This is a genomic window from Desulfosarcina sp. BuS5 (assembly GCF_028752835.1).
Lineage (GTDB): Bacteria > Desulfobacterota > Desulfobacteria > Desulfobacterales > BuS5 > BuS5.
The window spans coordinates 394,749-420,195 of record NZ_CP087952.1 but is presented as its reverse complement, the minus strand read 5'-3'; the positions used below and the strand labels follow the sequence as shown (position 1 = coordinate 420,195).

Annotated in this window: 28 protein-coding genes and 1 pseudogene; 4 read left to right on the top strand and 25 right to left on the bottom strand. The window is 45.9% G+C overall.

Going from position 1 to position 25,447, the window contains the following annotated elements; translation table 11 throughout:
* Window position 1: 1 nt before the first annotated feature.
* The 8 genes from BuS5_RS02040 to BuS5_RS02005 all read right to left on the bottom strand — a co-directional run bounded on the left by BuS5_RS02040 (window position 2) and on the right by BuS5_RS02005 (window position 6,088).
* Window positions 2-901, bottom strand: a complete 900-nt coding sequence (locus tag BuS5_RS02040) for a metal ABC transporter permease (protein WP_304412899.1) — start codon at window positions 899-901, stop codon at window positions 2-4.
* Window positions 861-1,619, bottom strand: coding sequence for a metal ABC transporter ATP-binding protein (locus BuS5_RS02035; protein WP_027352626.1), 759 nt, complete (start codon window positions 1,617-1,619; stop codon window positions 861-863). The genes BuS5_RS02040 and BuS5_RS02035 overlap by 41 nt, the downstream gene beginning before the upstream one ends.
* A gap of 63 nt (window positions 1,620-1,682) precedes the next feature.
* Complete coding sequence (locus BuS5_RS02030; RefSeq protein ID WP_198012156.1) at window positions 1,683-1,838, bottom strand: hypothetical protein; 156 nt, start codon at window positions 1,836-1,838, stop codon at window positions 1,683-1,685.
* Between the two features lie 142 nt (window positions 1,839-1,980).
* Entirely contained in the window at window positions 1,981-2,643 is a 663-nt protein-coding gene (locus BuS5_RS02025; protein ID WP_027352627.1) for a zinc-ribbon domain-containing protein, read from the bottom strand.
* A 27-nt stretch (window positions 2,644-2,670) separates the two neighbouring features.
* Window positions 2,671-3,840 carry a type IV pilus twitching motility protein PilT gene (locus BuS5_RS02020; RefSeq protein ID WP_027352628.1) on the bottom strand — a complete coding sequence of 390 codons (1,170 nt, stop codon included), beginning with the start codon at window positions 3,838-3,840 and terminating at the stop codon, window positions 2,671-2,673.
* A gap of 180 nt (window positions 3,841-4,020) precedes the next feature.
* Window positions 4,021-5,103 (bottom strand): type IV pilus twitching motility protein PilT, encoded by a 1,083-nt coding sequence (locus tag BuS5_RS02015; RefSeq protein ID WP_027352629.1) that lies wholly within the window; start codon window positions 5,101-5,103, stop codon window positions 4,021-4,023.
* Window positions 5,104-5,255: 152 nt separating this feature from the next.
* The gene (locus BuS5_RS02010; RefSeq protein WP_027352630.1) at window positions 5,256-5,765 is read right to left on the bottom strand and encodes a DivIVA domain-containing protein; all 510 of its coding nucleotides are present in this window, start codon (window positions 5,763-5,765) and stop codon (window positions 5,256-5,258) included.
* A gap of 17 nt (window positions 5,766-5,782) precedes the next feature.
* A complete protein-coding gene (locus BuS5_RS02005; protein ID WP_027352631.1) occupies window positions 5,783-6,088 on the bottom strand; it encodes a YggT family protein in 306 nt (101 codons plus the stop codon).
* A gap of 794 nt (window positions 6,089-6,882) precedes the next feature.
* Between BuS5_RS02005 and BuS5_RS02000 the strand changes: the two genes are divergently transcribed.
* Complete coding sequence (locus BuS5_RS02000) at window positions 6,883-7,845, top strand: sulfite exporter TauE/SafE family protein (protein ID WP_027352632.1); 963 nt, start codon at window positions 6,883-6,885, stop codon at window positions 7,843-7,845.
* Window positions 7,846-7,904: 59 nt separating this feature from the next.
* On the opposite strand, the gene BuS5_RS01995 is transcribed toward BuS5_RS02000, so the two are convergent.
* The 12 genes and pseudogenes from BuS5_RS01995 to BuS5_RS01940 all read right to left on the bottom strand — a co-directional run bounded on the left by BuS5_RS01995 (window position 7,905) and on the right by BuS5_RS01940 (window position 19,235).
* Window positions 7,905-8,255 (bottom strand): hypothetical protein, encoded by a 351-nt coding sequence (locus BuS5_RS01995; protein WP_051374502.1) that lies wholly within the window; start codon window positions 8,253-8,255, stop codon window positions 7,905-7,907.
* Between the two features lie 140 nt (window positions 8,256-8,395).
* Entirely contained in the window at window positions 8,396-8,593 is a 198-nt protein-coding gene (locus BuS5_RS01990) for a hypothetical protein (RefSeq protein ID WP_027352635.1), read from the bottom strand.
* 33 nt (window positions 8,594-8,626) lie between these two features.
* A complete protein-coding gene (locus BuS5_RS01985) occupies window positions 8,627-9,022 on the bottom strand; it encodes a hypothetical protein (RefSeq protein WP_198012157.1) in 396 nt (131 codons plus the stop codon).
* A gap of 94 nt (window positions 9,023-9,116) precedes the next feature.
* Window positions 9,117-10,322 (bottom strand): annotated as a pseudogene (locus BuS5_RS01980) (alginate export family protein).
* A 168-nt stretch (window positions 10,323-10,490) separates the two neighbouring features.
* The gene (locus BuS5_RS01975; RefSeq protein WP_198012158.1) at window positions 10,491-10,793 is read right to left on the bottom strand and encodes a DUF1805 domain-containing protein; all 303 of its coding nucleotides are present in this window, start codon (window positions 10,791-10,793) and stop codon (window positions 10,491-10,493) included.
* A gap of 96 nt (window positions 10,794-10,889) precedes the next feature.
* Entirely contained in the window at window positions 10,890-14,027 is a 3,138-nt protein-coding gene (locus BuS5_RS01970) for an efflux RND transporter permease subunit (protein ID WP_027352640.1), read from the bottom strand.
* Window positions 14,024-15,211 (bottom strand): efflux RND transporter periplasmic adaptor subunit, encoded by a 1,188-nt coding sequence (locus tag BuS5_RS01965; RefSeq protein WP_027352641.1) that lies wholly within the window; start codon window positions 15,209-15,211, stop codon window positions 14,024-14,026. Before BuS5_RS01965 ends, BuS5_RS01970 begins: the two co-directional genes overlap by 4 nt.
* The gene (locus tag BuS5_RS01960) at window positions 15,208-16,620 is read right to left on the bottom strand and encodes a TolC family protein (RefSeq protein ID WP_027352642.1); all 1,413 of its coding nucleotides are present in this window, start codon (window positions 16,618-16,620) and stop codon (window positions 15,208-15,210) included. Before BuS5_RS01960 ends, BuS5_RS01965 begins: the two co-directional genes overlap by 4 nt.
* A gap of 119 nt (window positions 16,621-16,739) precedes the next feature.
* Window positions 16,740-17,549: a sulfite exporter TauE/SafE family protein gene (locus tag BuS5_RS01955; RefSeq protein ID WP_027352643.1), complete on the bottom strand. Its 810-nt coding sequence runs from the start codon at window positions 17,547-17,549 to the stop codon at window positions 16,740-16,742.
* A gap of 12 nt (window positions 17,550-17,561) precedes the next feature.
* Window positions 17,562-18,164 carry an FmdE family protein gene (locus tag BuS5_RS01950; protein ID WP_027352644.1) on the bottom strand — a complete coding sequence of 201 codons (603 nt, stop codon included), beginning with the start codon at window positions 18,162-18,164 and terminating at the stop codon, window positions 17,562-17,564.
* Window positions 18,165-18,397: 233 nt separating this feature from the next.
* Window positions 18,398-18,571 (bottom strand): hypothetical protein, encoded by a 174-nt coding sequence (locus BuS5_RS01945; protein ID WP_157487286.1) that lies wholly within the window; start codon window positions 18,569-18,571, stop codon window positions 18,398-18,400.
* 58 nt (window positions 18,572-18,629) lie between these two features.
* Entirely contained in the window at window positions 18,630-19,235 is a 606-nt protein-coding gene (locus BuS5_RS01940; protein WP_035263986.1) for an FmdE family protein, read from the bottom strand.
* 72 nt (window positions 19,236-19,307) lie between these two features.
* On the opposite strand from BuS5_RS01940, the gene BuS5_RS01935 reads away from it, so the two are divergent.
* Window positions 19,308-19,556 (top strand): hypothetical protein, encoded by a 249-nt coding sequence (locus BuS5_RS01935; protein WP_274427969.1) that lies wholly within the window; start codon window positions 19,308-19,310, stop codon window positions 19,554-19,556.
* Between the two features lie 13 nt (window positions 19,557-19,569).
* On the opposite strand, the gene BuS5_RS01930 is transcribed toward BuS5_RS01935, so the two are convergent.
* From BuS5_RS01930 to BuS5_RS01920, 3 genes are all read right to left on the bottom strand, one after another.
* A complete protein-coding gene (locus BuS5_RS01930; protein WP_027352647.1) occupies window positions 19,570-19,923 on the bottom strand; it encodes an arsenic resistance protein in 354 nt (117 codons plus the stop codon).
* Between the two features lie 29 nt (window positions 19,924-19,952).
* Window positions 19,953-20,480 carry a transposase gene (locus BuS5_RS01925; RefSeq protein ID WP_027352648.1) on the bottom strand — a complete coding sequence of 176 codons (528 nt, stop codon included), beginning with the start codon at window positions 20,478-20,480 and terminating at the stop codon, window positions 19,953-19,955.
* Between the two features lie 260 nt (window positions 20,481-20,740).
* Window positions 20,741-21,085: an ArsR/SmtB family transcription factor gene (locus BuS5_RS01920; RefSeq protein WP_027352650.1), complete on the bottom strand. Its 345-nt coding sequence runs from the start codon at window positions 21,083-21,085 to the stop codon at window positions 20,741-20,743.
* A 219-nt stretch (window positions 21,086-21,304) separates the two neighbouring features.
* On the opposite strand from BuS5_RS01920, the gene BuS5_RS01915 reads away from it, so the two are divergent.
* Entirely contained in the window at window positions 21,305-21,583 is a 279-nt protein-coding gene (locus BuS5_RS01915; RefSeq protein WP_027352651.1) for a TMEM165/GDT1 family protein, read from the top strand.
* Between the two features lie 87 nt (window positions 21,584-21,670).
* On the opposite strand, the gene BuS5_RS01910 is transcribed toward BuS5_RS01915, so the two are convergent.
* Both BuS5_RS01910 and BuS5_RS01905 read right to left on the bottom strand, forming a co-directional pair.
* Complete coding sequence (locus BuS5_RS01910; protein WP_027352652.1) at window positions 21,671-21,910, bottom strand: type II toxin-antitoxin system prevent-host-death family antitoxin; 240 nt, start codon at window positions 21,908-21,910, stop codon at window positions 21,671-21,673.
* 5 nt (window positions 21,911-21,915) lie between these two features.
* Window positions 21,916-22,305, bottom strand: coding sequence for a type II toxin-antitoxin system VapC family toxin (locus tag BuS5_RS01905; RefSeq protein ID WP_027352653.1), 390 nt, complete (start codon window positions 22,303-22,305; stop codon window positions 21,916-21,918).
* A 255-nt stretch (window positions 22,306-22,560) separates the two neighbouring features.
* Here BuS5_RS01905 and glnE point away from each other — a divergent pair, with 255 nt between their 5' ends.
* Window positions 22,561-25,431, top strand: coding sequence for a bifunctional [glutamate--ammonia ligase]-adenylyl-L-tyrosine phosphorylase/[glutamate--ammonia-ligase] adenylyltransferase (gene glnE, locus BuS5_RS01900; protein ID WP_027352654.1), 2,871 nt, complete (start codon window positions 22,561-22,563; stop codon window positions 25,429-25,431).
* Window positions 25,432-25,447: the final 16 nt, after the last annotated feature.

Genomic DNA, 25,447 nt, shown 5'->3' with positions numbered 1-25,447 from the left:
CTCACTTAAAAATCAATCTGTACAGCCATTTCCTCTTTATTCGTGTGGCTGATAAAACAATCAGGTATGTAAGCCCTGCAATAACAATTATTGCAGGGCCGCTTGAAAGTTTGAAATGATAACTGATTGCAAGACCTGACCATGTAAACGTTGCGCATAAAATTATCGCCAGAGCCATCATCTGCCAGAGTCTTTTCGCAAAAAGGCCGGCAATCGCAGGCGGTATGGTCAGCAGTGCTATAACCATAACAATACCAACCATTCTGACAAGAAGAACAACGGTTAAGGCCGTGAGACAGAGTAGAAGTATATACAGCGCGTCTGCATTTATTCCCCGCAAACGCGCAAACTCACCATCAAAACATACAGCAAGCAGCTTGTTGAAAAACAGGATCAAAATTGCAATCACTAAAATATCGAGACAAATCACCAGCCAAAGATCATATTTTGAAATCAGCAGTATATCTCCAAAAAGATAGCTTGTTATATCAAAATATCCCGGTGTCATATCTATAAACAAAAGCCCTGTAGCCATGCCCACAGCCCATAACGCGCCTATGGCAGTATCTTCCCGTTCCTGGGCGTAGAGACTTACCAGCCCTATGATGACAGCCGCAAGAAGAGCTGATGCCACAGCTCCGTACACAGGATCAAACCAGAAAAACCCCAGCTTTACCTGAATATAAAGACCGGCTCCGATACCTCCGAATACACAATGGGAGATTGCGCCTGCAAGATAGCTGATTTTGCGGGTTACAACGTATGTTCCTATAATACCGAAAGGTAAACTGGCGAGTATACCCACATATAAGGCAAGACGCAAAAATTCATTATCAGGATCAAGCAGGGCATTCCAAAATTCAAGCATGGTAATGACCTTTTTCGCTACACCTGTGGTCATGGCGAATCATACGAAAATCACCACCATAAATTTCTTTGATAAGCATGCCGTTTAAACTGCTTGTGGGATGTATTACAACCTGTCGATTAACACATATGACGCTTTTTACAACCTGTGAAACAAAACCGATATCATGTGTTACAAGGAGTATCGTCATGTGCCGGTTCAATCTTTTCAGGATTTCAATAAGAGCCTCTTCCATCTGCGGATCTATATTCGCGGTAGGTTCATCAAGAAGCAAAAGTTCGGGATCGCAGCATAAAGCCCTGGCTATTAAAACCCGTTGTCTCTGCCCACCCGACAGCTCGCTGAACCTTCGGCCGGCATAATCTGCAAGTTTAACTTCCGCAAGTGAAGATTGGGCCTTTTTAATGTCATTCTTTGAGTGCCAACCAAACCAGCTCCGCCCCAGGCAACCCATCAAGACTACATCCATAACATTAATAGGAAACTGAAAATCGAGATGCGCATACTGGGGCATATATCCCACCCGCATCAAAGATTGGTCAGGTATATCGCCAAAAATCAGGATTTCGCCTTTATCAGGTTTGAGGAGCCCAAGGAGTAGTTTTAACAGGGTTGTTTTTCCCCCTCCGTTGGGGCCGACTATTGTGGAGAAATCACCATGTTCGATTTCGAGATTAACATTTTCCAGTATAGGCTCTCCATTATAAGAAAAGGAAACATCTTTTAATATAATATCTGTTTTACCGGTCACATGTTTCTCCTGCAACAGTTAAGGAATTTTACATATAGTCAGAAACAGTTTTTATAAACCAGGTTAATCAAATTGCATTTTCTTTTCTATCTTCTCGATTTGCTTTTTTATAAGACGCCGCTCATCTTTAGACAAATCTGTATTATTCAGACGTTTTTTCAGTCCGAGCAGCATCATCTCTTCTCTATAATCTTTACAAGTATAACATCCTGTTGTCATTATATTTTTAAGCGAACCCGAAGTATACAGTGGTATTCATATAATTACCCGATTTTAAAATTTGGCACAGGGGAAGAGGAAGGAAAGGGGTACTATAATACTCCTATGGCCGATAACGCAGTGAAATTATCTATATGAACATCTATATTTTTCCAGCTAACTTTAGAGTCTCATTATAAGTTCGAAAAAAAAATTCGTTATCAGCTATGACTTTCCCTATTATTTTATCTATATTATTAATATCTTCTATATGAATAATACAGTTTACGCTTTTTTGCAATGCCATAATATTATCCATTGTGCGGAATCTGCTGCTTAGAAGAATCAGACAGGTATTACGCCGGTCTGCCATGCTGCGTCTCTCAAGAAATGTGAGCACCGTATTTGCATCAGGGTTGGATGTGTCGAAACGTTCATTGGTGATTACCAGATCATATGAATGGTACCTCAGCCTGGTTAATGCATCCCTTGAATTCTCAGCCTCGGTAATATGGTATTCCATAAGGTTAAGCACTTTGCTTATTTTTTTTTTTATGACCGGGTCTTCTTCGCAAATCAGAGCTGTGTTACCTTCCTCCTCAACAAAATCAAAAGTTTTTTCATCCGACTCGTAATCGCATTCATCTGCCTTGTAAAAATCAAGCCCCTCATCCACGGAGCCCTTAATATTTTTTTCTTCTGCCTCTCCTGAAACGTAAATTGTTTCTTTACATTTGGGACACGGGAATGATGCGGTCTTGCCCGCAGGAATTTTTTCATCTGCTATTCTAAATTTACCCTGACATTTTTTACATATAATATTCATACTAAAATAGAATACCTCCCAAACCGATCATTGTTTATATTCATTATACTGATAATCTATTGCAAGCTCTTTAATATCAGAAGTCGCTTCACCCCTTGAACTCTTTAAGGAATCGATACTACGTCCCATGACAGCCTTGTGTGAAGCATAGGCCATGGCGGTTTCCTCCTGAATAATGCCGTGTCCGAAAAGCTCGGCAATATGATCATCGAATGTAGTCATACCGAAAGGTTTGCCGGCCTGCATGATTTCATAAAATGTTTTACCTTCTGATTCACCGTTTAGTATGGAATCTCTAACTCTTACATTAGTGCCAAGAATTTCGAATGCTGCAATCCGCCCCCCTCCTATTTTAGGAATCAGCCGCTGGCATACTATCCATCGTATTGTATCGGCCAGCCGTATTCGAATCTGTTTCTCCTCTTCATTGTTGAACATCCCTAATATACGGTTTATTGTTTGACCCGCATCAACAGTATGCAATGTAGTTAAAACAAGATGGCCTGTTTCAGCGGCGCTTAAACCTATTTCCACAGTCTCCCTGTCACGCATTTCACCGACCAGTATAACCTTGGGGGCTTGTCTTAAAGCAGCTCGCAAGCCACTGGCGAATGAATCAAAATCAAGCCCGAGTTCTCTTTGGTTAAATGTAGATTTTTTTTGAGGATGTTGATATTCAACAGGATCTTCAAGAGTTACAACGTGAACCGACTTATGTTCATTTATTTCATCAAGCATTGTTGCCAGGGATGTGGATTTCCCAGAGCCCGTGGCTCCGGTAACAAAGACTATACCGTTCTTTTCCTGGGCAATCTTGTAAAAAACCTTGGGAAGATTCATCTCGTTAATATTGGGTACTTTTGCTTCAAGACGCCGTAATACTATGGAATATTTTCCTGATTGTGAAAAAATGTTTACCCTGAAGCGGGCTTTGCCGGGCAGACTGTAAGACAGATCGCAGGACCCTTTGGAAATAAGCGCGTTAGTAAGGCGGCGGTCATTGTTGATAAGATTCAAAGCGATAATTTCTGTCTGAAAGGGGGTTAGCCTCTCAAAAGGAGGTTGTAAGTGGATCGGAACCAATTCTCCCGAGCTTTCAACCTGAAGAGGTTTGCCCACCGTAAAGTTAAGATCCGACACATTTTCGTAGGCATCGAGCATCTTAGTTAGAATATGATCAATTTCACGTTTTTTCATATGACAATCTTCCTATGGATCGGAGATTAAATAAATTGGACAAAGATTATGAAGGATTTTGATTCATCTGCAAGGCGCATTAAAGGTTGAATACTCGAAGTATTCGGCCTTTAATGCAACACAGCAGATGGGCCAAAAGACAAATAATATTGTTCAAGTTATTTAATTTGCGATCCTATATTATGCTTCTGTAAAATCATTAGGCGGATGCTTGAGCAGCGGCCGGAAGCGCGCCTTATCATTAGCTTTGGAATATGCTTCATCAGCAGCGATCCATCTTTTATTATAAAGTTCCATAATTGCATCATCCAGGAGCTGCATCCCGTATTTTTTTCCTGTCTGGATTGTTGACGCAAGTTGGTGGGTTTTTGACTCCCGGATAAGGTTTCTGGCAGCCGGAGTAGCTATAAGTATTTCAAGAGCAGCGCATCTGGCCTTTTTATCGATCCTTTTAAAAAGAACCTGCGCGATAACAGCTCGTAAGCCGTCAGAGAGGGTTGAACGTATCTGGGCCTGTTCACTGGAAGGGAAAACCTCAATAATACGGTCTACGGTTTTGGCGGCGCTGGTTGTATGGAGTGTACCGAAAACAAGATGCCCTGTAGACGCTGCTTCAATTGCCAGGGATATGGTTTCCAGATCCCTCATTTCGCCGACCAGTATAATATCCGGATCCTCACGCAGCGCGCCCCGTAGCGCTGCGCTGAAGGATTTGGTGTGGAGTTCAACTTCACGGTGATTTACAATACAATTTTTACTTTTATGAACAAATTCAATAGGATCTTCAATTGTGATGATATGATCTTTGCGATTACTATTGGCTTCATCAATAATCGCTGCAAGGGTAGTCGATTTTCCGCTGCCGGTGGGGCCAGTTACTACAACAAGTCCCCTTGGCAAAGATGACAGCTTTGAAATTACAGCAGGAAGCCCTAGCTGCGTAGTTGTCAGGATTGTACTGGGAATTTCCCTGAAAACCGCTGCGACTCCATATTTTTGCATAAAAAAATTAGCGCGATATCTGGCAACGCCTGGTATTTCATATCCAAAGTCTATATCTCCAGTCTCTTCAAATACCTTTATCTTTTCTTCCGGAGCAATCTCATATAACATGCTCCTAAGGTTATCACTGTCCAGAGTCTTATATTTTATTCTTTCTATATCACCAAGGATTCTAAGAGCCGGCTGCTGACCGGAGACTAAATGTAAATCAGAAGCACCCTGCTCATGCATCAACTTGAAAAAGGCATCTATTTGGGCCATAAACCACTCCTATAAATTTATGAAAACTAAAGTTCAAGAATTTTGCTATTTTAGTCAAAGCAATTTACATGCCACAAAAAAAGGGCAGAGATGATTTAATCTCTACCCTTTTCAAAATAGCCACTATTAAATTTACAGATGTTCAGAATTGGCTAAAACTGATCAGTATGCTTAAGCAGTTTAACCTTGGAATCGACGTCATCCAATATTTTTGTCTCTTCTTTCCCCATATCAAGTAGCTTGGTATGGGTTTCAATTATGGAGCGTATCTGAACTTCAATTTGCATTCTCTGCCTTTTCAATTCAGTAATATCTTCATGGAGCTGTGAAAGCCTGTTATGAGCCCTGTTAAGTATTTTTTCGGCTTTTACCTCTGCGTCTGCAATAATAATTTCTGCTGATTTATTAGCATTATCCTTTATCTGTTCAAGCACTTCCTGGGAATTAAGAATGGCGCGTTTAAAAGTGTCTTCCCGTTCTTTGTATCCTTGATTTTCAAGTTTAAGCCTGTGGATTTTATCATTAAGATTTTCTATTTGATGCTGCATTACTTCAAAGGTGTCAGCCATCTCTTCAAGAAAAGAATCGACTGCATGGATGTCAAACCCTCTGAATTTTACTTTAAACTGTTGTTGCTGTATATCGATCGGTGTGGTTTTCAATTTTAATTGCCACTCCTCTATTTAGATAAAAAACTAAAAGCTATCCCCTGAAGACTCCCCACAACAAATTTTTGAAGAAAGATAATTGCCAGAAAAACAATAATAGGAGAAAGATCTATCCCGCTGAAATTAACAGGCAGTTTTGTACGGATTTTATAGAGAACAGGTTCTGTAATGTTGTGTATAAACCGTACAATAGGATTATACGGATCTGGATTAACCCAGGAAAGCACTGCCCGGGCAATGATAATCCACATATAGATGTTAAGAATATAGTAAAGAACAAGCGCAACTGCATTAAAGAGATTACCGATTATAAACATAATGAATTAAACCTTAAGTATTTTCCAAAAGCTCCCCATCGGGCAATTCAAAAAAATTTGAAACTGAACCTGCGATTGGAGTTGAGCAGTGATTTCATGAATTTATTTTTGAGCGAGTCCTTAAACATATAAATAATTATGCAATAATTATATTTTTTTCTATAAGTCAAGGTATTTTTAGCTTATAGTAAATTTGTTCAAAGCTGTAAAAGCTGGTTTTTCATACAACTCCTTTGACCTTTAAAGTTTAACATGTTGATATTTAAGAATATTTTTTAGCAGTTATGCGCAATCGATATGCAATACCTCGGCAAAACAATTGAATAATACTCAAGCCCGATCACCCTCGTTGAGGTTGAGGTGTCGGCTACCTGCTGTTGAAACAACCGAATTACGGGCGCTGGTTTTGCGTGAAGCTTCCCTTTCCATAAAAAGCCTGGATTACATAAAAAAAGTGTAACCGTTAACGGTTTACGGTTGAAAATAGAACGGTAACGCCGGCAACACCGGTTATGTGGGAATCAATGGTAACAGTGGCAACACCGTAGAGACAAGGCATGCCTTGTCTCTAGGGCCCGGCCACCATTACCACAATTTCAACAACAACTCAACCATGGGAACGGAAACTCTGATAAAAATGTCAGGCATAAACCGGCAACCGTGAACGATTACAAAAAAAGGTTTTGTAAAGAATCTCTGAATAATTTACAGTCAAATAAATACCTTGATATATTTATACGCAATTTAGATTTATCGTGTTTGTTCTATCAAAACCATTTTTAAAGGAGAACATTATGAATTTTCAGACGGCCGGAGTCGAAGTCGCTCCTTGGATTCCGCCCCTGGTGGCTTTCGTGATTTCTTTCTTCACCTCCATGGGAGGCGTCTCAGGCGCTTTCCTTCTATTGCCATTCCAGATGTCCTTCCTCGGGTACACCAACCCATCGGTCAGCGCCACCAATCAACTGTTCAATGTCGTGGCTATCCCCAGCGGGGTGTATCGCTATTGCAAAGAAGGTCGGATGGTGTGGCCTCTTACCTGGATCGTGGTGGCAGGCACGCTTCCGGGGGTTTTTATCGGCGCTGTCGTGCGCGTCGCATACCTCCCAAATCCAAGACATTTTAAGCTATTTGCAGCTGGAGTTTTGCTTTACATCGGTCTTAAGCTGTTGCGAGATCTGCTGAAAAAAAATTCGTACAACTCCAACAAAACCAACAGCGAAAGGCGGTTTCAGAAGGTGGTGCGCCGTCACCGTTCGAAGGCGGCTGGCCGAAGTATATCCCAAAACAGTCTTCGGCCGGTGGTCAAGGTGACCCATTTTAATTTGAAACGTTTGGGATACACCTTCTATGATGAAACGTTTGACGTTTCATTCTGGGGAATTTTCACACTTAGCTTCTTTGTAGGTATAGTAGGCGGTATTTACGGCATTGGCGGCGGTGCCATAATAGCCCCGTTTTTTGTGACCTTCTTCGGGTTGCCGGTTTATACCGTAGCCGGAGCCGCACTTATGGGAACCTTTGTCACCTCAGTGGCCGGGGTGACTTTCTACCAGGCTATCGCAAAGTTTTACCCAAACATGTCGGTAGCTCCGGATTGGTTTTTGGGGATTTTGTTTGGTTTGGGCGGGGCAGCGGGTATGTACTTTGGGGCGCGTTGTCAAAAATTTGTTCCGGCCAAGGCTATCAAATGGATGCTGGCCGTAATAATTGTTTTTACAGCATTGAAATACGTCTCTGCCTTTTTGGGATTTTAGATAAAACGCCGTACTATAAATCAGGGTAATTTCAAAAATGGTACCATTACCGTCGATGATCAGTCTGTGTTTATCTCAAGCGGATGCTCACGGGCCATCTCCCTGTGCCTGACACGGCCGTGCGTCCAGGAAAGCGACCCGGGAAACCGGCCCGGGCGAAAATGGACATTATAAAAATGCCAGATAAATATAGCCAAAACAGCGAGCAGGGCCTCGTGGGCATGGGCCTCTTTAAACGCATTAAATGCGTCCGGAGTTATAGCGGGCAACAGTATCCCGGCCACATGCGGGAACCACATCACGAGGCCGGTCCCCACCAGGATGACACAACCCCAGAACACGGCCCAGTAATCAAATTTTTCAAAGTAGGTAAACCGACCGAAAGCAGGCTGACTGTCCCGCAGGCCCACAAACCACAGCAGGTTATGACCCAGGTTACGAAAATTCTTAAAAAGAGGCGGTCATTCCCGCAACTCCGGAGTAGCGGCGCGCTTGCCCGTCAAAACCCATGATCTTGTATTGCGGCTCATACGTCGATTTTCCGCTCGCGTCAAAAGGCCTTTGCATGACAGGTCTGAAAAAGAAATCGTTCGTCCAGCAGGTTGATGGGCGGGCAAATCCCCATAGCGTCCTGTTTTGCTTCTTCATACTTCTGATTGATTTCCTGCGCTGAAGGGATTTGTGCGTTTGCAAAAGTTGTCATCCAAAATACAGACAAGCAAACCATGATCGCTTGTAGATATGCCATATACCTTCCCTCCTATTGCTGTTTATACCCCATTTACGAATGCCGCGTGTATCGCATTGCAATGCTTTTGAAGCGGTCATTAATGGGTCTGGCAAACATTTTCCAATTTCGCATTTGAACCAACGCCGCCATGAAGGCTCCGACAACCCCGGCGCCAGCAGCCCCGACCGGACATCCCGCCTGCCCGCAGAATGGACATACGGAGGAAACGCTGTAAAGGCCGGTAAATGCAAACCAACAGCCGAAAAATTTGAACAGGTGCCCTAACGGGCCGATCCGCGTGTCCTTTATTTTATTGCCCGGCATATTTTCTTCTTTTTCCGTGCAGCATGCCCCACAGGCAATGGAATCACAGGTATGTTCGAAAGAACAATGACCACCTCCGGATTTTTCCGGATTGATGGATAGTCTGTTTTCTGGTAAGTCCATATACTACCCCCCTTGTCGCATTTATTTTGTTTTCAGGCACGCTTCATTCAGACTATATGCCGTTTGGCACAGTCATAGGTATTTTCCTTATTCCTTAAAAAGAAATTGTGGTCTGCAGGAAGAACCACTGGGTGTCAGGGGCCGGACCGGTATTGCGGATAAATTCCCCGGGAATAAAAAAACAATACCCACTCATGAGGTCGAACCATGAATCATACTTATAGTGAAAAGACAAATCGACTTCATGACCCAATTCCCTTCCTGATCCACCGCTCGAATCCCGGCGTTGGGGTCCACTTGGGAAATACCATGCGTCTTTTTTTTTATCCAGCGTAAAATAATGATACTCACTGCGAAAAGAAAGATTTTTGGCTGGAGATAAAATCAGATCCAACCTGTATTCCCGGACGTTACTCCAGAAAAAAAGATTCATCCATCCATACAAGACGGTATCCGCCCCGCTGAATACCCCGTCAAATGTTCCTTTTACCCCGTCGTGGGGATCATCATCACCGGATCCATTGATAAACTAGGCCATAAGGTGGGGACGCCAGGGCAAATCAAGGGTATAGCCCAGCCTTGTTGCAAGTCCGTAAGCCCTGATTTTATCCTGCCCCCATTGTCCGAACTAACGCACAAAAGTCGCGCCATAATCCCATGGACCGCGGGCACCATCGATTCTAAATCCAACGCTATGCGCTGTCAGGTTCCCTTCCCCTTTTTCACCCTGGGTATCCCGGTGATCATCCTTTTTGAGCACGTAAAAAATATCAAGGTCGAAAGGGAGGTTTTTGATCATCGTATAATTCGCATATGCAGTGGGTCCGGATGAATGCTTGTCGGGCCACCTGTCCGTGTCCCTGATAATGTATCTTCCCACAAGAAAGTGGCTGTCTATGCAAGAATTATGGAATCTCAACCTGGCGGCATCCCAGATATAGCGACCGGTATTTCCCCAACTTCCCGGGCCGAAGATACGATGATCGGCAAATGCGATCTGTTGTCTGCCCAGCTTGATTTCAATATCCCTCCATGGTTCATAATCCACATACGCCTGACGGATATCCATATCATCGTGATACGGATTGTTTACCTTGAAATCAGCATCATCGAAGGAACTTCCGAAGATACGCGCATCCTGCAACTGGAAAAAGGTTTTGAGCTTTTGTGCTAATTTGAGATTAAAATCCAGGCGCAGGCGGGAAAGCAGGAAATTTTCATTTTTTTCTATCCCATATTTTTTGAGGTCATATCCATCGTAAAATTCACCCCTTATCCGGAAGGTGCCGCCGATTGACATATGAGCCTGTCCTATCCTGAGATCCTTCCAAAGCATGTCATCTTTGCTGAACGATCCCAATGCCCCGGCGGAACAGGGCTGAAGGGGAAAAAACAGGACAATGAATGTACAGACAAACTGTTTCATGATGTTAGGGTAAACGTTACATTATCATTTGAAGTGCCTCTTTTATACCCATCCCTTTTTAACGCCCAAATTTTTTGCCTGACTGGTCATATCGACCACCTTGGCATCCACGGCTTCCTCAATGGATTTGACTCCTACAAACTGAATGACAGAAATACCACTCTTTTCCATGGTTTTCAGGTTGAAATGCCCGCACACGGCAAAGCCTTTGGCTGCTTTAATCATAAATGCAACCGGCCGATTATTATCCCGCATTATCTTGATGCCAGTGGCTATGCCTTTTGTCAGATGGATATCCTTGAGTTCAATTACCTTTGATATGTCCGTACCTTTATCCTGTGCCATAACCGGGCAAGGGCGGATGACCCCAATTAGGAACGATGTAAACAATACAAAAACCAATAAAAAAAATCTTTTAAACATTTTAACTCCTTTCGTATGCTATTTGGCTACGGCATCCTCCCCCATCACAAACCGATACGCCTGTTTTACACCAATGGCCAACGAGTCCATGCTTGAATATACGACCGGGATCACGATCATGGTCAAAAAGGTTCCTACTAAAAGGCCGGATGCAGCCACGATCCCGAGGGGGCTCATCCGCTCAAGGCCTACTGCCATCTCGAATATCAGAGGCGTTAAGCCGATAATTGTCGATGATGTCGTCATCAGTATGGGCCTGATCCGGAGCTGCACCGATTGAAGGATCGCGTCCTTTTTCGGCACGCCCCGCTTCCTTGCCTCCAGGATAAAATCAAGGAGCAAAATACTGTTGTTTACAATGGTCCCGCCCAGGAGGATCAAGCCCATGGTGGCGGGTTTGCACATGGGTTTGTCAAACAAAAGCAGGCCCCACATTGCCCCGGCAACGGCCAGGGGAATGGCAGCCATGATGGTTATCGGATGACCGAAAGATTTGAACATGGCAAGCAAAAGAAAATAAAGGAGCACGATGCCGATGATCAACGCACGACCCATTTCCTTCTGGCCGTTTTTCATGTCAAGAGATGTTCCCGACGTCTTTATGGCATACCCTTGGGGCGCCTTGATTTTGGAAAGGCGCATATGCGCCATTTTTGCGACCTGGGCGATGGTGTATATGGAGTTTCCGCCGGTGACATCAATGGTGTTTTCCAGCCCTTCACGGGTGAGAAACGGCTGGTCGTGACTTTCCGTCACATCTGCCACGGCCCGCAACGGGATCGGCCCGAATTTCGTGGACACATAGGCCTCATTGATTTTGTTCGGGTTGTCGATGTCCGCATCGGAATACCGCACGTTAATCGGGATATCCAGGTATCCGGTAAGACGCATTTGCGTTGCGGCAATTCCCTTGATCGAGGCCTTCAGCTCCAGGGTGGCATCGGCCGGGGTAATATGATACAGGCGGGCAAGGGCCGGATCAAACCGGATATCTCGTTCTACCTTGTCCTCATACCAGCTCCGCCGGACATCGACCAGGCCGGGAAGGCCTTTTAAAGCCGCCATGCATTTGTAGGCCAGCCGACTGATGACTTTCGTATCCGGACCACTGATAATAATATCAAGGGGAGCCTTGGTGGTGGACAGTGGGGTAGCGCCGTATTCGCTGACCCGGAAACTTCGAACGCCCGGGATCTTTCGCAGTCCCGCCCGCCACTTGTCCTCGATCTGCCAGATGGTCTCCGGCCGGTGTTTTCTATCCACCAGGTGAACCGTGATCTTGGCGGACTGGCTCGTTGCCCCGCCCCCGCCGAAACTGATCTGTCCGGGTTCTGATCCCACAACGGATGATACCATCTCCACCCCCGGTTGCTCATAGATCATTTTTTCAACCCGCCTCAACACGGACTCCACCTGCTCCGGGGTGTCGGCGCCCGGCGTATCAAAATTGATCAGGGCAATGCCGGTGTCCATGAGCGGCATCAGTTCACCGCCGTTCAAGGGTTTTACCAGGCGCATTGTTATCATAAAAAAACCAAAGGCCAGGATCAGGGTAATAAACCGTTTGTTAAGCGCCCGGCTGAGGATCTTGATGTAAAATTGTGACAGCCTGGTAACCCCTTTGTCGGTGTATCCGAAAAACCGTTCAATGGAATTTCGTTTTGTATGGGAATTTCCCAAAAATTTAGACGCCATGAGCGGAATCATCGTCAATGCCACCAGCAGAGACGCCACCAGGGTGGATGAAATCATCATATTTAAAGGACGCATCACCTGCTGGGTGTAACCGCTGGTGAACATGACCGGTATCAACACAATGACAGTGGTAAACATGCCGGCAGTTATGGCCAGGGACACTTCCCCCGCCCCTTCCTGCGCCGCCCGCACTGCATCCGGCTCTTTCATCGCGCGAAAGTGGCGGTAGATATTTTCAAGAATAACCACGGATGAATCCACCACCATGCCCACGGAGATTATCAGACCGGAAAGCGTTACCATGTTCAGTGTATAGGGGCTGAACCAGAGGACCACCAATGAGATAAAAAATGCCAGAGGGATACTTACAGATACCACTATGGCCGCCCGCGTATCAGCGAGAAAAACAAAGATAATCAGGACTGTCATTACAAGCGCCTGGACCAGGCTGGTGCGCATACCGTGAACATTGATGTCAATAATAGGCTGCTGGTCGTCCGTGATGGAAAAATTGATATCAGGATACTCGGCTTCAAGCCTTGGCAGCAATGCCTTAAAGCTCTTGATGGCCGCAACCGTGGGTCCGTTTTTAGGGCGAAGAACATTAATCGCTATACCAGCCTTGCCGTTTCCATGATAGATGCTCCGTTGTTCGTGCTCACCCAGGCTCACCGATGCCACATCCGAGATACGCAGATAGCCGTTTCCATTGTGCCTGATCGGGAAGGCTGAGATGTCTGACAGGTTCTCAAATTCGCCGGTGGTCCGCACCAGATATTCATTTTTTCCGGAATAGATGGTGCCCGCAGGACTGGAGATATTCTGCCTGGTCAAGGCCCCGATCACTTCATTGATTGATATTTTGTTCGCAACCAAACGGTCACGGGAAATCCGCACCTCGACTTCAGGCTGGTGTGCGCCGAAGACATCCACATCCGCAATACCGGGGAGCCTCAGGATTTCATCCTCGATCTGATTTTCCGCCAGGAGTCGTATCTCGAACAGCGTTTTTTTACTCTGTGCCTTTGGGGTCAATGCCACTGTCACCAGAGGCCTGGTCGCATCGGTAATCCTGTAAATGCGAGGTTCAAGAATATCTGCGGGAAGCTCCGGCCGAATCCTGCTGATTACGTTCTGTACATCAATAACCGCATCACCGATGGCTTTATCATAATAAAACTCTGCGTTAACAGACGATACCTCGTCTCTTGATGTGCTGACGATCCTTTTCAGGCCGCTGATGGTGTTGATCTCTTTTTCGATGATTTTCGTAATCTTGTCGGATACGTCCCTGGCCGCGGCGCCGGGTTCCACGGTGATCACCACCACCTGAGGCGGAACCGTGTTTGGAAACAGGTCGGTCGGCGTACGGGAAAAAGCAAATACCCCAAGGGCTGCAACGGCCAGCGTCAAGGCCAGGATCGTATAGGGGTTTTTCAGGGAAAATCGGGTCAGGTTCATTTTGTCACCTCCACCGGCATCCCTTGTGCAAGTCGCGCCCATCCCAGAAAGGTGTTGAGGACCACCTGTTCCCCGGCCTTGACACCTTTGATTGCCGTCAGTTTGCCGCCATCCCCCAATATCTCAACCGAACGGATTGCGACATGCTCGTCCTGAATCACATAGACATACGGTTGTTCATTTTGATTGGCGACAAGACAGGCCGGCGGCACGAGGGTGACGTCTTTGATATGCATAAGTTGCACGGTTAGCGGCACATAGGCCCCGCTGGTCAACAGGGCCTTGTCCGGTCCGTCAATGTAGACTTCGGCCCGTGCCATCCTGGATGCGGCAAGCGCCGGAAAAAGATGAGATAGCGTTGCATGAAGCACTTTTCCATTGATCTGAAAGGTCACCGGCAATCCCTCACGAATTCGGTCCAAGTCCTGCTGGGGGACATCAAATGCCGGCATCATACGGTTTGTATCCTCCACCGTAATTAGTGTCCTTCCGGGGGAGGCCAAGTCACCCGGATCAACCAGACGCCGGGTGACGACACCGTCAAGGGGGGAAGGTATAATATAATAGGCGAGCTGGGCCGTCAGTTGGGATTTTTTCTGTACCAGTGACCGAATTGTTTGGTAAAGGGCATCCGTCATCCGGCGGGCAGAATCCCGTCGGCCTTTGATTTCATCCGCCTTATTCACCGTTCCCTCGGCCTGGGCCTCGGGAATGGCCCCGTCTTTTGCAAGGGCGCTATCCCGCATTGCCTCACGGCCCCAATAGGCCGCTGATTTATCCAGGGCCTCAACAGTGGCTTTATTGGACGCAAGGTTCGCCTTTGCCTGTTTGACCTGGGCGGACACGGCATCGATACCGGAATGAATATCCTTTGCATCCAGTACAATGAGGATATCACCGCGTCTTACCCGGTCTCCTTCATAAACATTGACCGATACAATCGATGCCGAAGCCCGGGACGATATGTCCGCCTTTTGAAACGGCTCGACTACTGCAAGATAGGTCAGATTAATGTCAAGATCACCGTTTTTTGCGGACGCCACATGCACAATTGCGGGGGACAAACCGTATCTTGGAGCCTTGGCCAGCTTGCTTTGTTTTTTCTTTATCAGGCCCGCACCGATGCCGATAAGTACAATAACCACGATGAGAATAATAATTATCCGGGATTTCCTGCTTTTCATTTTATCACTCCTGTCGCCAGTCGCAATTGAGCAAGGGCCGTGTTGTAATCGACCAGGGCCTTATAATAATTGGTTTGGGAGTCGAGCATGGACGACTGGGCGTCCAGCACATCCGTGATGGACCCCTTGCCGTAGTTATACTTTTTCCTCTCGATCCTAAGGGATTCCTTTGCCTGATCAATGGCCTTTTCCGTAGTATGGATTCTTTTGATATCCGTATCAATATTCAGGACGGCGGTTTGAACATCCAGTCGAATACCGAGTTCAAGGGCGCGGAGTTTTTCCCCGGCCGCATAAAGGGCGGCCCGCTCTTCCCGAACCCGGGCGGAGATCAACCCGCTTTCAAAGATCGGGATATTCACGAAAACACCGATTCTTCCCATATCATCGGAGGCATTCGTACCCGGTGGATAAACGGACGGGTCATCCGACCATCGTTCCCCGTAAGAGCCTTGAAGGGATATGGAGGGCCAGTGTCCGGCCCGAGCCGCATCAACTTTTTTTGCCGTTGCTTCCAGGGCCGCCCGAGCCGCCATGTAATCCGTTCTCAGTTTAAAAGCCATGTTGATATTTCTATCCATGTCCACCGGCCCGGAAGGTCCCTTGTTGAGGTCCCCTGTAATGGTCAGCGCTCCTCTCGTGTCCGATGCCCCCATCAGGTTGGTCAGGACTCTTTTTTGAATGGACAGCATATTTTCCGCCAAGGTCAGCCTCTGAACGATATCTGCGATCCTGACCTTTATCCGCAACCGATCCACCCTGGACGCTTTTTTGTTTGCAATCAGGTTGTTGACCTGTTTGAGATGTTCGTCCAGGGCCTTTTTAGAAAATTTTAACGCGCCGACGATCTCCCTTTGCGCCAGGATCGTATAGAAGGTGCTCGACACATTGAATACCAGTTCCTCGCGGGTCCGGGAGAGACGATGAACCGCGGCCTGCTCAAGCAGTTTTGCGGCACTTATTCCATTAATCAGCCGTCCGCCGGTAAACAGCGGCTGGGTCAAAACCATCTCCGCCGAATAGATATCGTCCCCGAATACGCCCGGTTCCCCGTTATAGTGTGCCGGCATGAGGCGCTGGTCATCCATATCATGCGTGTAGCCGCCCGTAGCGTCAATTTTGGGGAGGGCGCGGGCAAACGCCTGTGCGTGCCGGGCTGAAGCCGCATCGGTTTCATGCCGGGCCTCGGCCACGCTGGGATTGTTTTCAAGAGCTATGCCAATGGCATCTGAGAGGGTAATCGATTTATTTTCCGTATCGATTTTTGATCGAGAAACAGCCCTGGATTCCGTCTGAACCTGCGTCCTCGTCACATCGGGATAGGGATTGGTCGGATTGATCAACGCGCATCCTGCAAAACTTATCAATGAGGGGATGACGAAGATTATCGTTAACATGATACGTTTCATCAAGCTACGCTCCTGTGGGTATGGTAAACATATTTTGTATCATACTCTGTCAGTGCGGAGTGGGAACAAAAAAAATTCAGTGTTCTTTGTGGCTTTGTGTGGGATAGGTTTTTCAGGAGCTACTTAAACGCCATATAGCCCATCCAGCATGCAATAAAAACCAGCAGATAACCAAAATATTTTTTATGACTCTTTTTATCGATTTTCACACCCAGCCTTGCCCCGATCTGGGAGCCTGCAAGGACCGCTGCACCGAGAGTCAAGGCCAGTTTCGGATCAAAATGCCCGACCAGGGCATGACCGAAAAGGCCTGTGAGTGCGGTAATCCCGATCATCAGGCTGGATGAACCGACTGCAATCTTCATGGGCACGCCGCCCAGGAGCACAAGGGCAGGCACCTTTATAAGGCCGCCGCCCACGCCGAGCATGCCGGCCACAAAACCTGCTACAATCATCAGCGGGATAAGGGCCAAAAGGTTCAACGAGTATGATTCACTTCCGAAATTACGTTCCAGACAGTACCAGCGGTCGCTTCTGCCTGCCGTCTTTATTTGCCTGTCTCTAATGGGCCTGATCATGAAATAGGCGCCAATAAGAATAATGCAGGCAAAGGCAAGCTTGGAAAATGCGGCGGGAAAACAGGGCGAAAGGTATCCGCCTAAAAATGCCCCCAAGTTTGTCGGGGGCTCCACAATAAGGGCGAGCGACCAGTCTACAAACCCGGCCTTCTGAAAGACGAGCAGGGCGGAAATTGTGGCCACGATGATTAACACCTGGCTTGTGGCGGCACACCTGTAGAGGGGCAGACCGAAGGCCAGAAGCATGGGGACATAAACTGCGCCGCCCCCCTGGCCGAATATCATAAAGATGACCGACACAATAAAAAAAATGCCACATAACAAGGCGACCTGTTCAAATCCTAATGCCAAAATAGTTCCTCCTTATTCTTCGTAACCCGAGCAGGGAATGCAGGCCATAGACCCATCGCCCTTGATACGCAGTTTGTTGACAAAGGTCACTTCCCCGCATGTATCGCACCTTTTGGTCTCAAACACGCCTTTCCCTTTTTTGACATCCACAGAGTGAACATTGCCGATATCCAGAAACTCGGCCGCATCCAAATCGATGATCCGGTTGATTAGAGGGTCGGCGATTTCCGGTTGAATCTCTTGTGGTGGCACCCCAGCCTTTCTTTGCTGCACAAAGGGAGAGGCAAGGGCCTTTTCAAAAAAGTCCGGTTTGAGAGAAACCCGAACGGCCAGTCCCGTCTTTAGGTCAATGAGTGTAAAGGCCATCTTGTTGTAATAGCGTTTTTTGATATTTGATTTGCCGTAGGTGCAGCCGGTCGCCACCATAATGCCGTCTAAGAAGCAGCCTGCAGCATGGCCCTTGCCGGTCTCTGATTCTACAAACAACTCTTTGTCCTTTGCATGCTCCACGCCAAGAACCTTCATGGCAGCAAGCCCTGCTTTGAGCCCCATGGGCATGGCCGGGCAGTCCTCAGCGCCTTTAACCCCCTCTGCTACCTGAGTGGCAAAGACCATGCGGGTGGGCTGACCGCATTCGCTGCAGTTGCTTCTTGGGCAGTCTCTTCAGTATCTTTATGATCTGAGGCTTGGGGGCGCTTTCATAGTTTGGTGTGATCTCCGCGCGCTTGTCCCAGGTTTCGTTGATTTCCCGTTTAAGTCATTCAAGTATCCGGTCGGCCTCATTTTCATCTTTGAGGGCATTGACGGCAATGCTATCCGATTGAACGGTAATTAACCGGCCGTTGTTTTTAAACAGTACCGCCGGGGGGGTCTTTCAGGTATTCGGAGCCGTCCAGTGCGGCATTGAGATACGGAATAACCGCGCCGATATCCTGATCCAGGCGGGCGGTGCAGTGAACGGATTCAAATCCGGGATTGCACTTGGGCCTTGATATTTCTTTTGTGTAGCTTTTGAGAAGCATGGCTGTTTCCTTTCATAGTTTATACCTCATACGACACATACCCACGGCCAACCCGGGCCTACCGCTCGTAACCCGAACACGGGATGCACATCTTTTTCTCCCCTACTAGGCGAAGATATGCCTTGGCCACAAGCTCACCGCAATCATCACATGGCACAAGGCCCATGATTTCCCCAAAATCATCTCCCCATTCATAGGACTCCACCCGGCCCACAGAAAGCACATCGGATTCAGGCGCTTCCCATATGATATCGGCCATCGCCCAAGCTTCCTCTTCGGGAATCTGTGTGGGAGGCACGCCCTGCCCACGTTTTTTCATAAACGCTGATTCCGCGATCAGCTTATGCCTTCCAGGTTTATATGACACGCGAACGGCCTTTTCACTTTTTTTGTCAATCAGAGTAATCGCCAGCTTGCCCCACCCGGTCTTCTCAATATTGGCCTTGCCGAGTGTACAGCCTGTGGCGTACTGGACGCCGTCAGCAAAGCATTGTGCCCCGTGGTTGTCCCCGATCTCGATGATACAGTGCAATTCACCTGACGTGCCGGTGCGCCGAACTCCCAGTTTCCTTAAGGCTGCCTGACCCGCGCGAACACCGGCTGCGCTTGCCCAGCAGATATGGCCATGAAATTCGAATGCCTTTTTCAGTAATTTTTTGTCCATTGAATGCCTCCTTCTGGTATTGAAAATAGAGTATTATATTTTACGAATGTTGTTACTCATAAAGATCGCATTATGATTCACGCGTCACATGACACACGCCCCGTGGGCGTCGCCCTGGTAAACGGAAAGTGTTTTTTCTTGAACCACAGGGATACATTCACCAGGCTGATCAGGACCGGCACTTCCACCAGCGGGCCGATAACCGCGGCGAATGCCACGCCTGAGTTGATTCCGAAAACGGCCACGGCCACGGCCACGGCAATGGCCAGTTCAAAATTGTTGGACGCTGCGGTAAAACTCAGGGTTGTGGACTGTTCATAGGTTGCGCCCGCCTTCATGGACAGGTAAAAGGATACGAAAAACATGACGACAAAAAAGAAATGGCGAGCAGGAACATCAGGATGGGCCCGATCACCCAGTTTTGAATCAAGGAAAGTGCAAGCACTTTAAAATCACGAAATACATAACCCAACTGCTCATATTTCACCTTGGCAAGGGGTGGGTACATCATCAGGATTAATCCGATGGCAATGGGGATATTGGTGGTGCCGACCTGAAAATGGTCGATCACGCCCCGGATATCGAAGAATATATAACCACCGCCCACGCCGATAAACATGGCCAGAAATATCCAGAGGGTTAAAAAGCGATCCAGAAAGGATAGCCGTTTGCTTATTGCCGCTGCCATAGATTATCTCCTGTCGGAAATAATGATTTTTAACTCACAAAAAACGGATTCATAATAAAATAGAGTCCAAGGGTACGGATAACCGCCCCTGCGCCCTTCCGGAACCAGTTTCCGGCCCCCTGCCACCTGCTGCTTTCCAGCACGTTTCTTACGGTAGCAGCGGAACTTCCAGCCACCACAATGGGAAGACAATGGCCAATGGCGAAATAATCATCACAATAAACGATAACACGAGCGGGTTCAAAACCAGGTGCTCTTTTGGCAGCAATCGATTTCTCTGAAAAACGTCTGCCATACTTGAATTTGAACAATATGTGCAAATTAAACATAACAACAGAAAAGATAATATGAGCACGGATTGCATTAAACTTGGCACAATGGAAATCTTCAAAAATCCAATATTGATACAGCTCTTTAATAGCATTGTTTTCGATGGTCCACCGCCGACTGTATGCTTCATATAGGGACAAAGCATTTTTCCATGGAAGTGAAGTAAAATAGGCATACTCCGGCTGATTCGATTTCCGTTTCTTTTTGAATTTACGATCTTTTATCACAATTGCCTGAAAATTGCCTTTTATAGGTCAGCCAGGATGAAACGGAGGAAAGCCTGACGTAAACCAGCCACCATAAATAAAATCCAGCCAGTCCGATTGGTAAATACAGATATGGCATTAAATTTGCTTTTACCGAAAAAAAATAATTTCCCTGGAATTCTTTTCCCATAATATTACTCCGGTTGCTTTTTTAAATTTTGAAAATCTGCTGGTATCAATCAAACAAATCGCTATTTAGCAATATATATAAGGTAAAAAAATTATTTCCCACATATATCTTCACGCCGAATAAAAGGAAGTTTTTGAACCAACTCTGAAACCTCCGGTTCATCTTCCAGCCAGTGCCTGAGATTTCCCAATATGGAAGCGGCATAAGGATTTCTGGCGCCGTCTGTGAGAAAATAGTTAACCCATTTCCCATTTTTAGACGAAGCCACGATGCCCGCGTCTTCCAGCATTTTTAAATGCTTTGAGACGGTTGGTTGAGCCAGTTGCAATGCCTCCCGCATCTCGCAGACGCACATCTTCTTATGCTGCAGCATCTTTATAATCTTTACCCGATTAGAATCGGACAGCGTTTTCATAACCTTAACAAAAATTTTCATATGGACTACCTGATGTATGCTTTTTTAGCAATATAATACCCTGCCTTCTCGACGTCAAGTGAATTTTATTGAATCTTGAAACAAAGAGAAACAATTTTTCCCAGAACCTGTTTACAGGAAGGTTAAGGGGATGGTATTATAATTAAATTTTTATTAAGGTTGCGACAGATAAAAATATTTCGTTGGGAATTTATGAAGGTTCATATGGAGAGTTAAGGGATGAATACCAAGGTGATGATTACAACTTTCGTGATGATATTTCTGGCTGAATTGGGCGACAAAACTCAACTGGCCACCTTTGCCTTTGCAGCTGAAAACAAAACACGGTTAGCTGTATTTCTTGGCGCGGCGGGTGCGCTTGTATTGACCTCCTTGCTGGCCGTTGTCTTCGGTTCATACATAAGCAGACTAATTCCGGCACATTATATTAAAATAGGGGCTGGAGCTTTATTCGTTCTGATGGGTTTATGGATGCTGTTATCTTCAGGCTACAAATAAATGGCAAAATGTGAATTTATTTTTGTGCAAATCAGTGCCGGGTAAAAACAAAACGCTGTTTAAAGCAAAACCGCTCTCCCCTGCCCGTCAATCTTGAACATCTGGTTCGGGAAATCGTTCTCTTGATTTTTTAACTGCATCAAGAATGTCGTTTGTGGTGGCTTTGGTTTTAATACCTGTAACATCAAATGGTGATTTTGAACTTTTTCTAAAAATTATTGAAAAAGTTTCCCCGCCTCTCCTTTTTATAACAACTTCTTCAGTTCGGGCGATATTAAGTATATTGGCAAGACGCTGTCTCGCTTCAGAATAAGTATATACTTTCATGATATTTACTCCAAAATTTTAATCCCCATTTCCCTGGCAATCCGTTTCATGCCACGGTCGAGGGTAAGTAATGGACTCCGAAGGTTATCAGCACATTCCAAAAAATAGGCATCATAGGCGTATATGTTAAATCCTGTGGCTATTTTTAATGCAGATTTTATGTTGATACTCCGTAAATCAACAGGTATATGTTGCACGATTTCCCACGACGAGGCCACCTCATCTACCCGTAAAGAGCCTTTTTTCAACATTGCCGTTAATGCGTTGCCAATCTCAAAAGGCAAAACTTCTGGAGAAACTAAATCACAGCTTACAGTAAGTCGTATAATTAAATCTTTTTCCGGTTCATTTAGCGCAACAGCAAGAAACGTATTTGTATCTGCAATGATTTTCATGGGTACAATTGTACGTGTTTACGGTGTATTTGTCAAGCCGAACGATTGCTATGAGGGGGCTGGGAAAAATTAAATGCAGGCTAATTTTAGTCTTCCCCTTTCTGTCGTTTTTCACTAAAATAATTTCACTGCGTTATCGGTCGTCGGAGTAGGGGTTCAGGATTTTGAACCACTACTCCCTATGGCCTTGTGCCAAATTTTAAAATCAGGTAATTATCTGAAAATTTATATATAACAGGACAAAAGAAAAACAATATGGAACTGAATTTGCAGGAATACAGCATTGAAGATTTAGATCACAGGTTTAAGGAATTAACAGAATCGGCTGATTCATTAAATATTGCATTGCCGGATGATCATATTTTTCTCGAGGAGTTGAAAAAGGTTATTGCTTTCAGCAGGTTTGTTCAAAAAAATTTGCTCAGATTCCCTGATTTACTTAATGATTTGTTCAGCAGCGGTGACCTTTACAGGGAATATTCAAAAGATGAATATTTCCTGAGGCTGAAGGAGGATGTTCGGAATGCGGATGATGAAGAAGAACTCGGAATAATCCTGCGCAAACGCCGAACCAGGGAAATGATCAGAATAGCCTGGCGGGATCTTAGCGGAAGGGCTGATCTGTTTAAAACCATGTCTGACCTCACATTTTTTGCAGATGCATGTATTGATCTGACTTTTTCCAGGCTCTATAAGCTGCAATGCGGCAAATATGGAATCCCGGCATCTTTTGATGGTTCGCCCCAGGATATTGTGGTGCTGGGGATGGGCAAACTGGGAGGCCGCGAACTTAATTTTTCGTCAGATATAGATTTGATTTTTGCTTATCCTGAAAACGGGGAGACTCTCCAAGGTTCACGTTCCATAAGCAATGAGGAATTTTTTACAAAGTTATGCCGCAGCTTCCTTAAAATTTTTGGCGGAACAACACCTGAAGGAATTGTTTTCAGGGTCGACATGCGGCTGAGACCTTTTGGCGAAAATGGTCCTCTGATTATGAGTTTCAGCGCCATGGAGGAGTATTACCAGAGGCAGGGGCGTGAATGGGAGCGCTATGCGTTAATCAAAGCAAGGGTTGTGGCTGGTGATTTCAGTACCGGTAAGGAGCTGCTGGAAAGATTATACCCTTTTATCTATCGCAGGTATCTCGATTATGGAGTATATGACGCCCTCAGGGAGATGAAATATAAAATTTCCCGCGAAATCGAGCGAAAGGGCTTGCATAAGAATATAAAGCTTGGATCTGGTGGAATACGCGAAATAGAATTCTTCGGGCAGATATTTCAACTCATCAGGGGCGGTGTGGAGCCTATTTTGCGTGAGCGGTCTATTCTGAAAATTCTTTTGATTCTGTTTTCTGAAGGCTGCATCCCTCAAAAAGTATATGACGAACTGACCGGGGCTTATATTTTTTTAAGGAACATAGAGCATCGTATCCAGGAGTTCGATGACCGGCAGAGCCACAATCTCCCTTCTGATGATATGGGCAGGATACGCCTTGCTTTGTCAATGGGTTATAAAAATTGGGAATCCTGTTTAGTTATTATTGAAAAACATTTGAATAATGTTCACTCTCATTTTAATGAATTGCTGGTCTTTGAGGATGATGAAAACCGGAACAGCAGCCTCGACATGGAACTTGACGATGTCTGGCAGGGACTTGACGATAAGGCTCTTGCGGAACAGATCCTCGGCGACCGGGGTTTTAATGATCCGGAGTCAATATATACCCTTTTGGATTATCTGCGTAATGATGCCGGCACCTGCGCCCTGAGCCTGGAAGGACGTGAGCGGCTGGACAGGCTGATGCCGATTGTTCTAAAAAAAGCAGGGCTTTCAAAACAGCCTGAAATTACATTCAAACGGATTGTCGATCTGATAAAAACAATTGAACGGCGCACCTGCTATATAGCCCTTTTGCTGGAAAAACCGGATGTGCTGACCCATCTCATTAAACTTTCCCAAGAGAGTCCCTGGATTATTTCTTTTCTGACACGCCATCCCGTACTTCTTGATGAACTTATCGATACCCGCACACTCTATGTGCCACCCGAAAAGAATGAACTTGAAAAACTTATTATGCGGCATTTTGAGAGAATTCCGAATAATGATCTTGAATTGCAAATGGAAGAACTTGCCGTTTTCAAGCAGGTGAATACACTCCGTGTCGCGGCAGCCGATATATCCGGAGCCTTTCCGCTTATGAAAGTCAGCGATTATCTATCATATATCGCTGAAACCGTACTGGAAAAGGTTTTGAATCTTTCATGGAGTTACATGATAGATAAACACGGAATCCCCAAATCCATTCTGGACGGCTCTATATGTGAAACCGGTTTTGCTATTATAGCCTATGGTAAACTGGGAGGCCTTGAGTTGGGCTATGGATCCGATCTTGACCTGATATTTCTTCATGCCGGAACAAAAGCGGAAACAGAGGGCGTTGACATCCGGCCTTTAGACAGTGCTCATTTTTATGCCAAGCTCGGGCAGCGTATTCTTCATTTTTTAACTATCCATACCCCTGCCGGAAAATTATATGAAATTGACATGCGACTCCGTCCAAGCGGCAGCGCCGGTATTCTTGTAAGCAATGTGGATTCTTTCAGGAATTACCAGATTGAAAATGCCTGGACTTGGGAGCACCAAGCGCTTGTACGTTCCAGGGCAATTTGCGGCGATAATATGATCAAGACTTGTTTTGAACAAATAAGGCGCGAGATTCTTTCCATCCCCCGCAACAAGTCAACCTTGCAGGAAGATATCAGATCAATGAGGAGCCGGATGCGCAAAGAACACGGAAAACCTGATCCTGAATATTTCAACATAAAGCAGGGCATCGGAGGCATGGTCGATATTGAATTTCTGGTTCAGTATTTGGTGCTTTTAAATGCGCACAGGCATATTGAACTGGTAAAATGGTCTGATAACATCCGCCAGCTTGATTCTCTCGCTGAAACGAAAATTCTGAAAAAAGGGAAAGCTGATTTTCTTAAAAAAACATATATTACATACAGGACGGAAGTTCACAGGCTCAATCTTCAGGAAAAACCGGCCAATGTGCCGGAAGATAAGTTTAAAAAGCTTGCCGGGCAAGTTAAAAAGATATGGGATGAGTATTTATAGTTTTCCCTGTAACTGA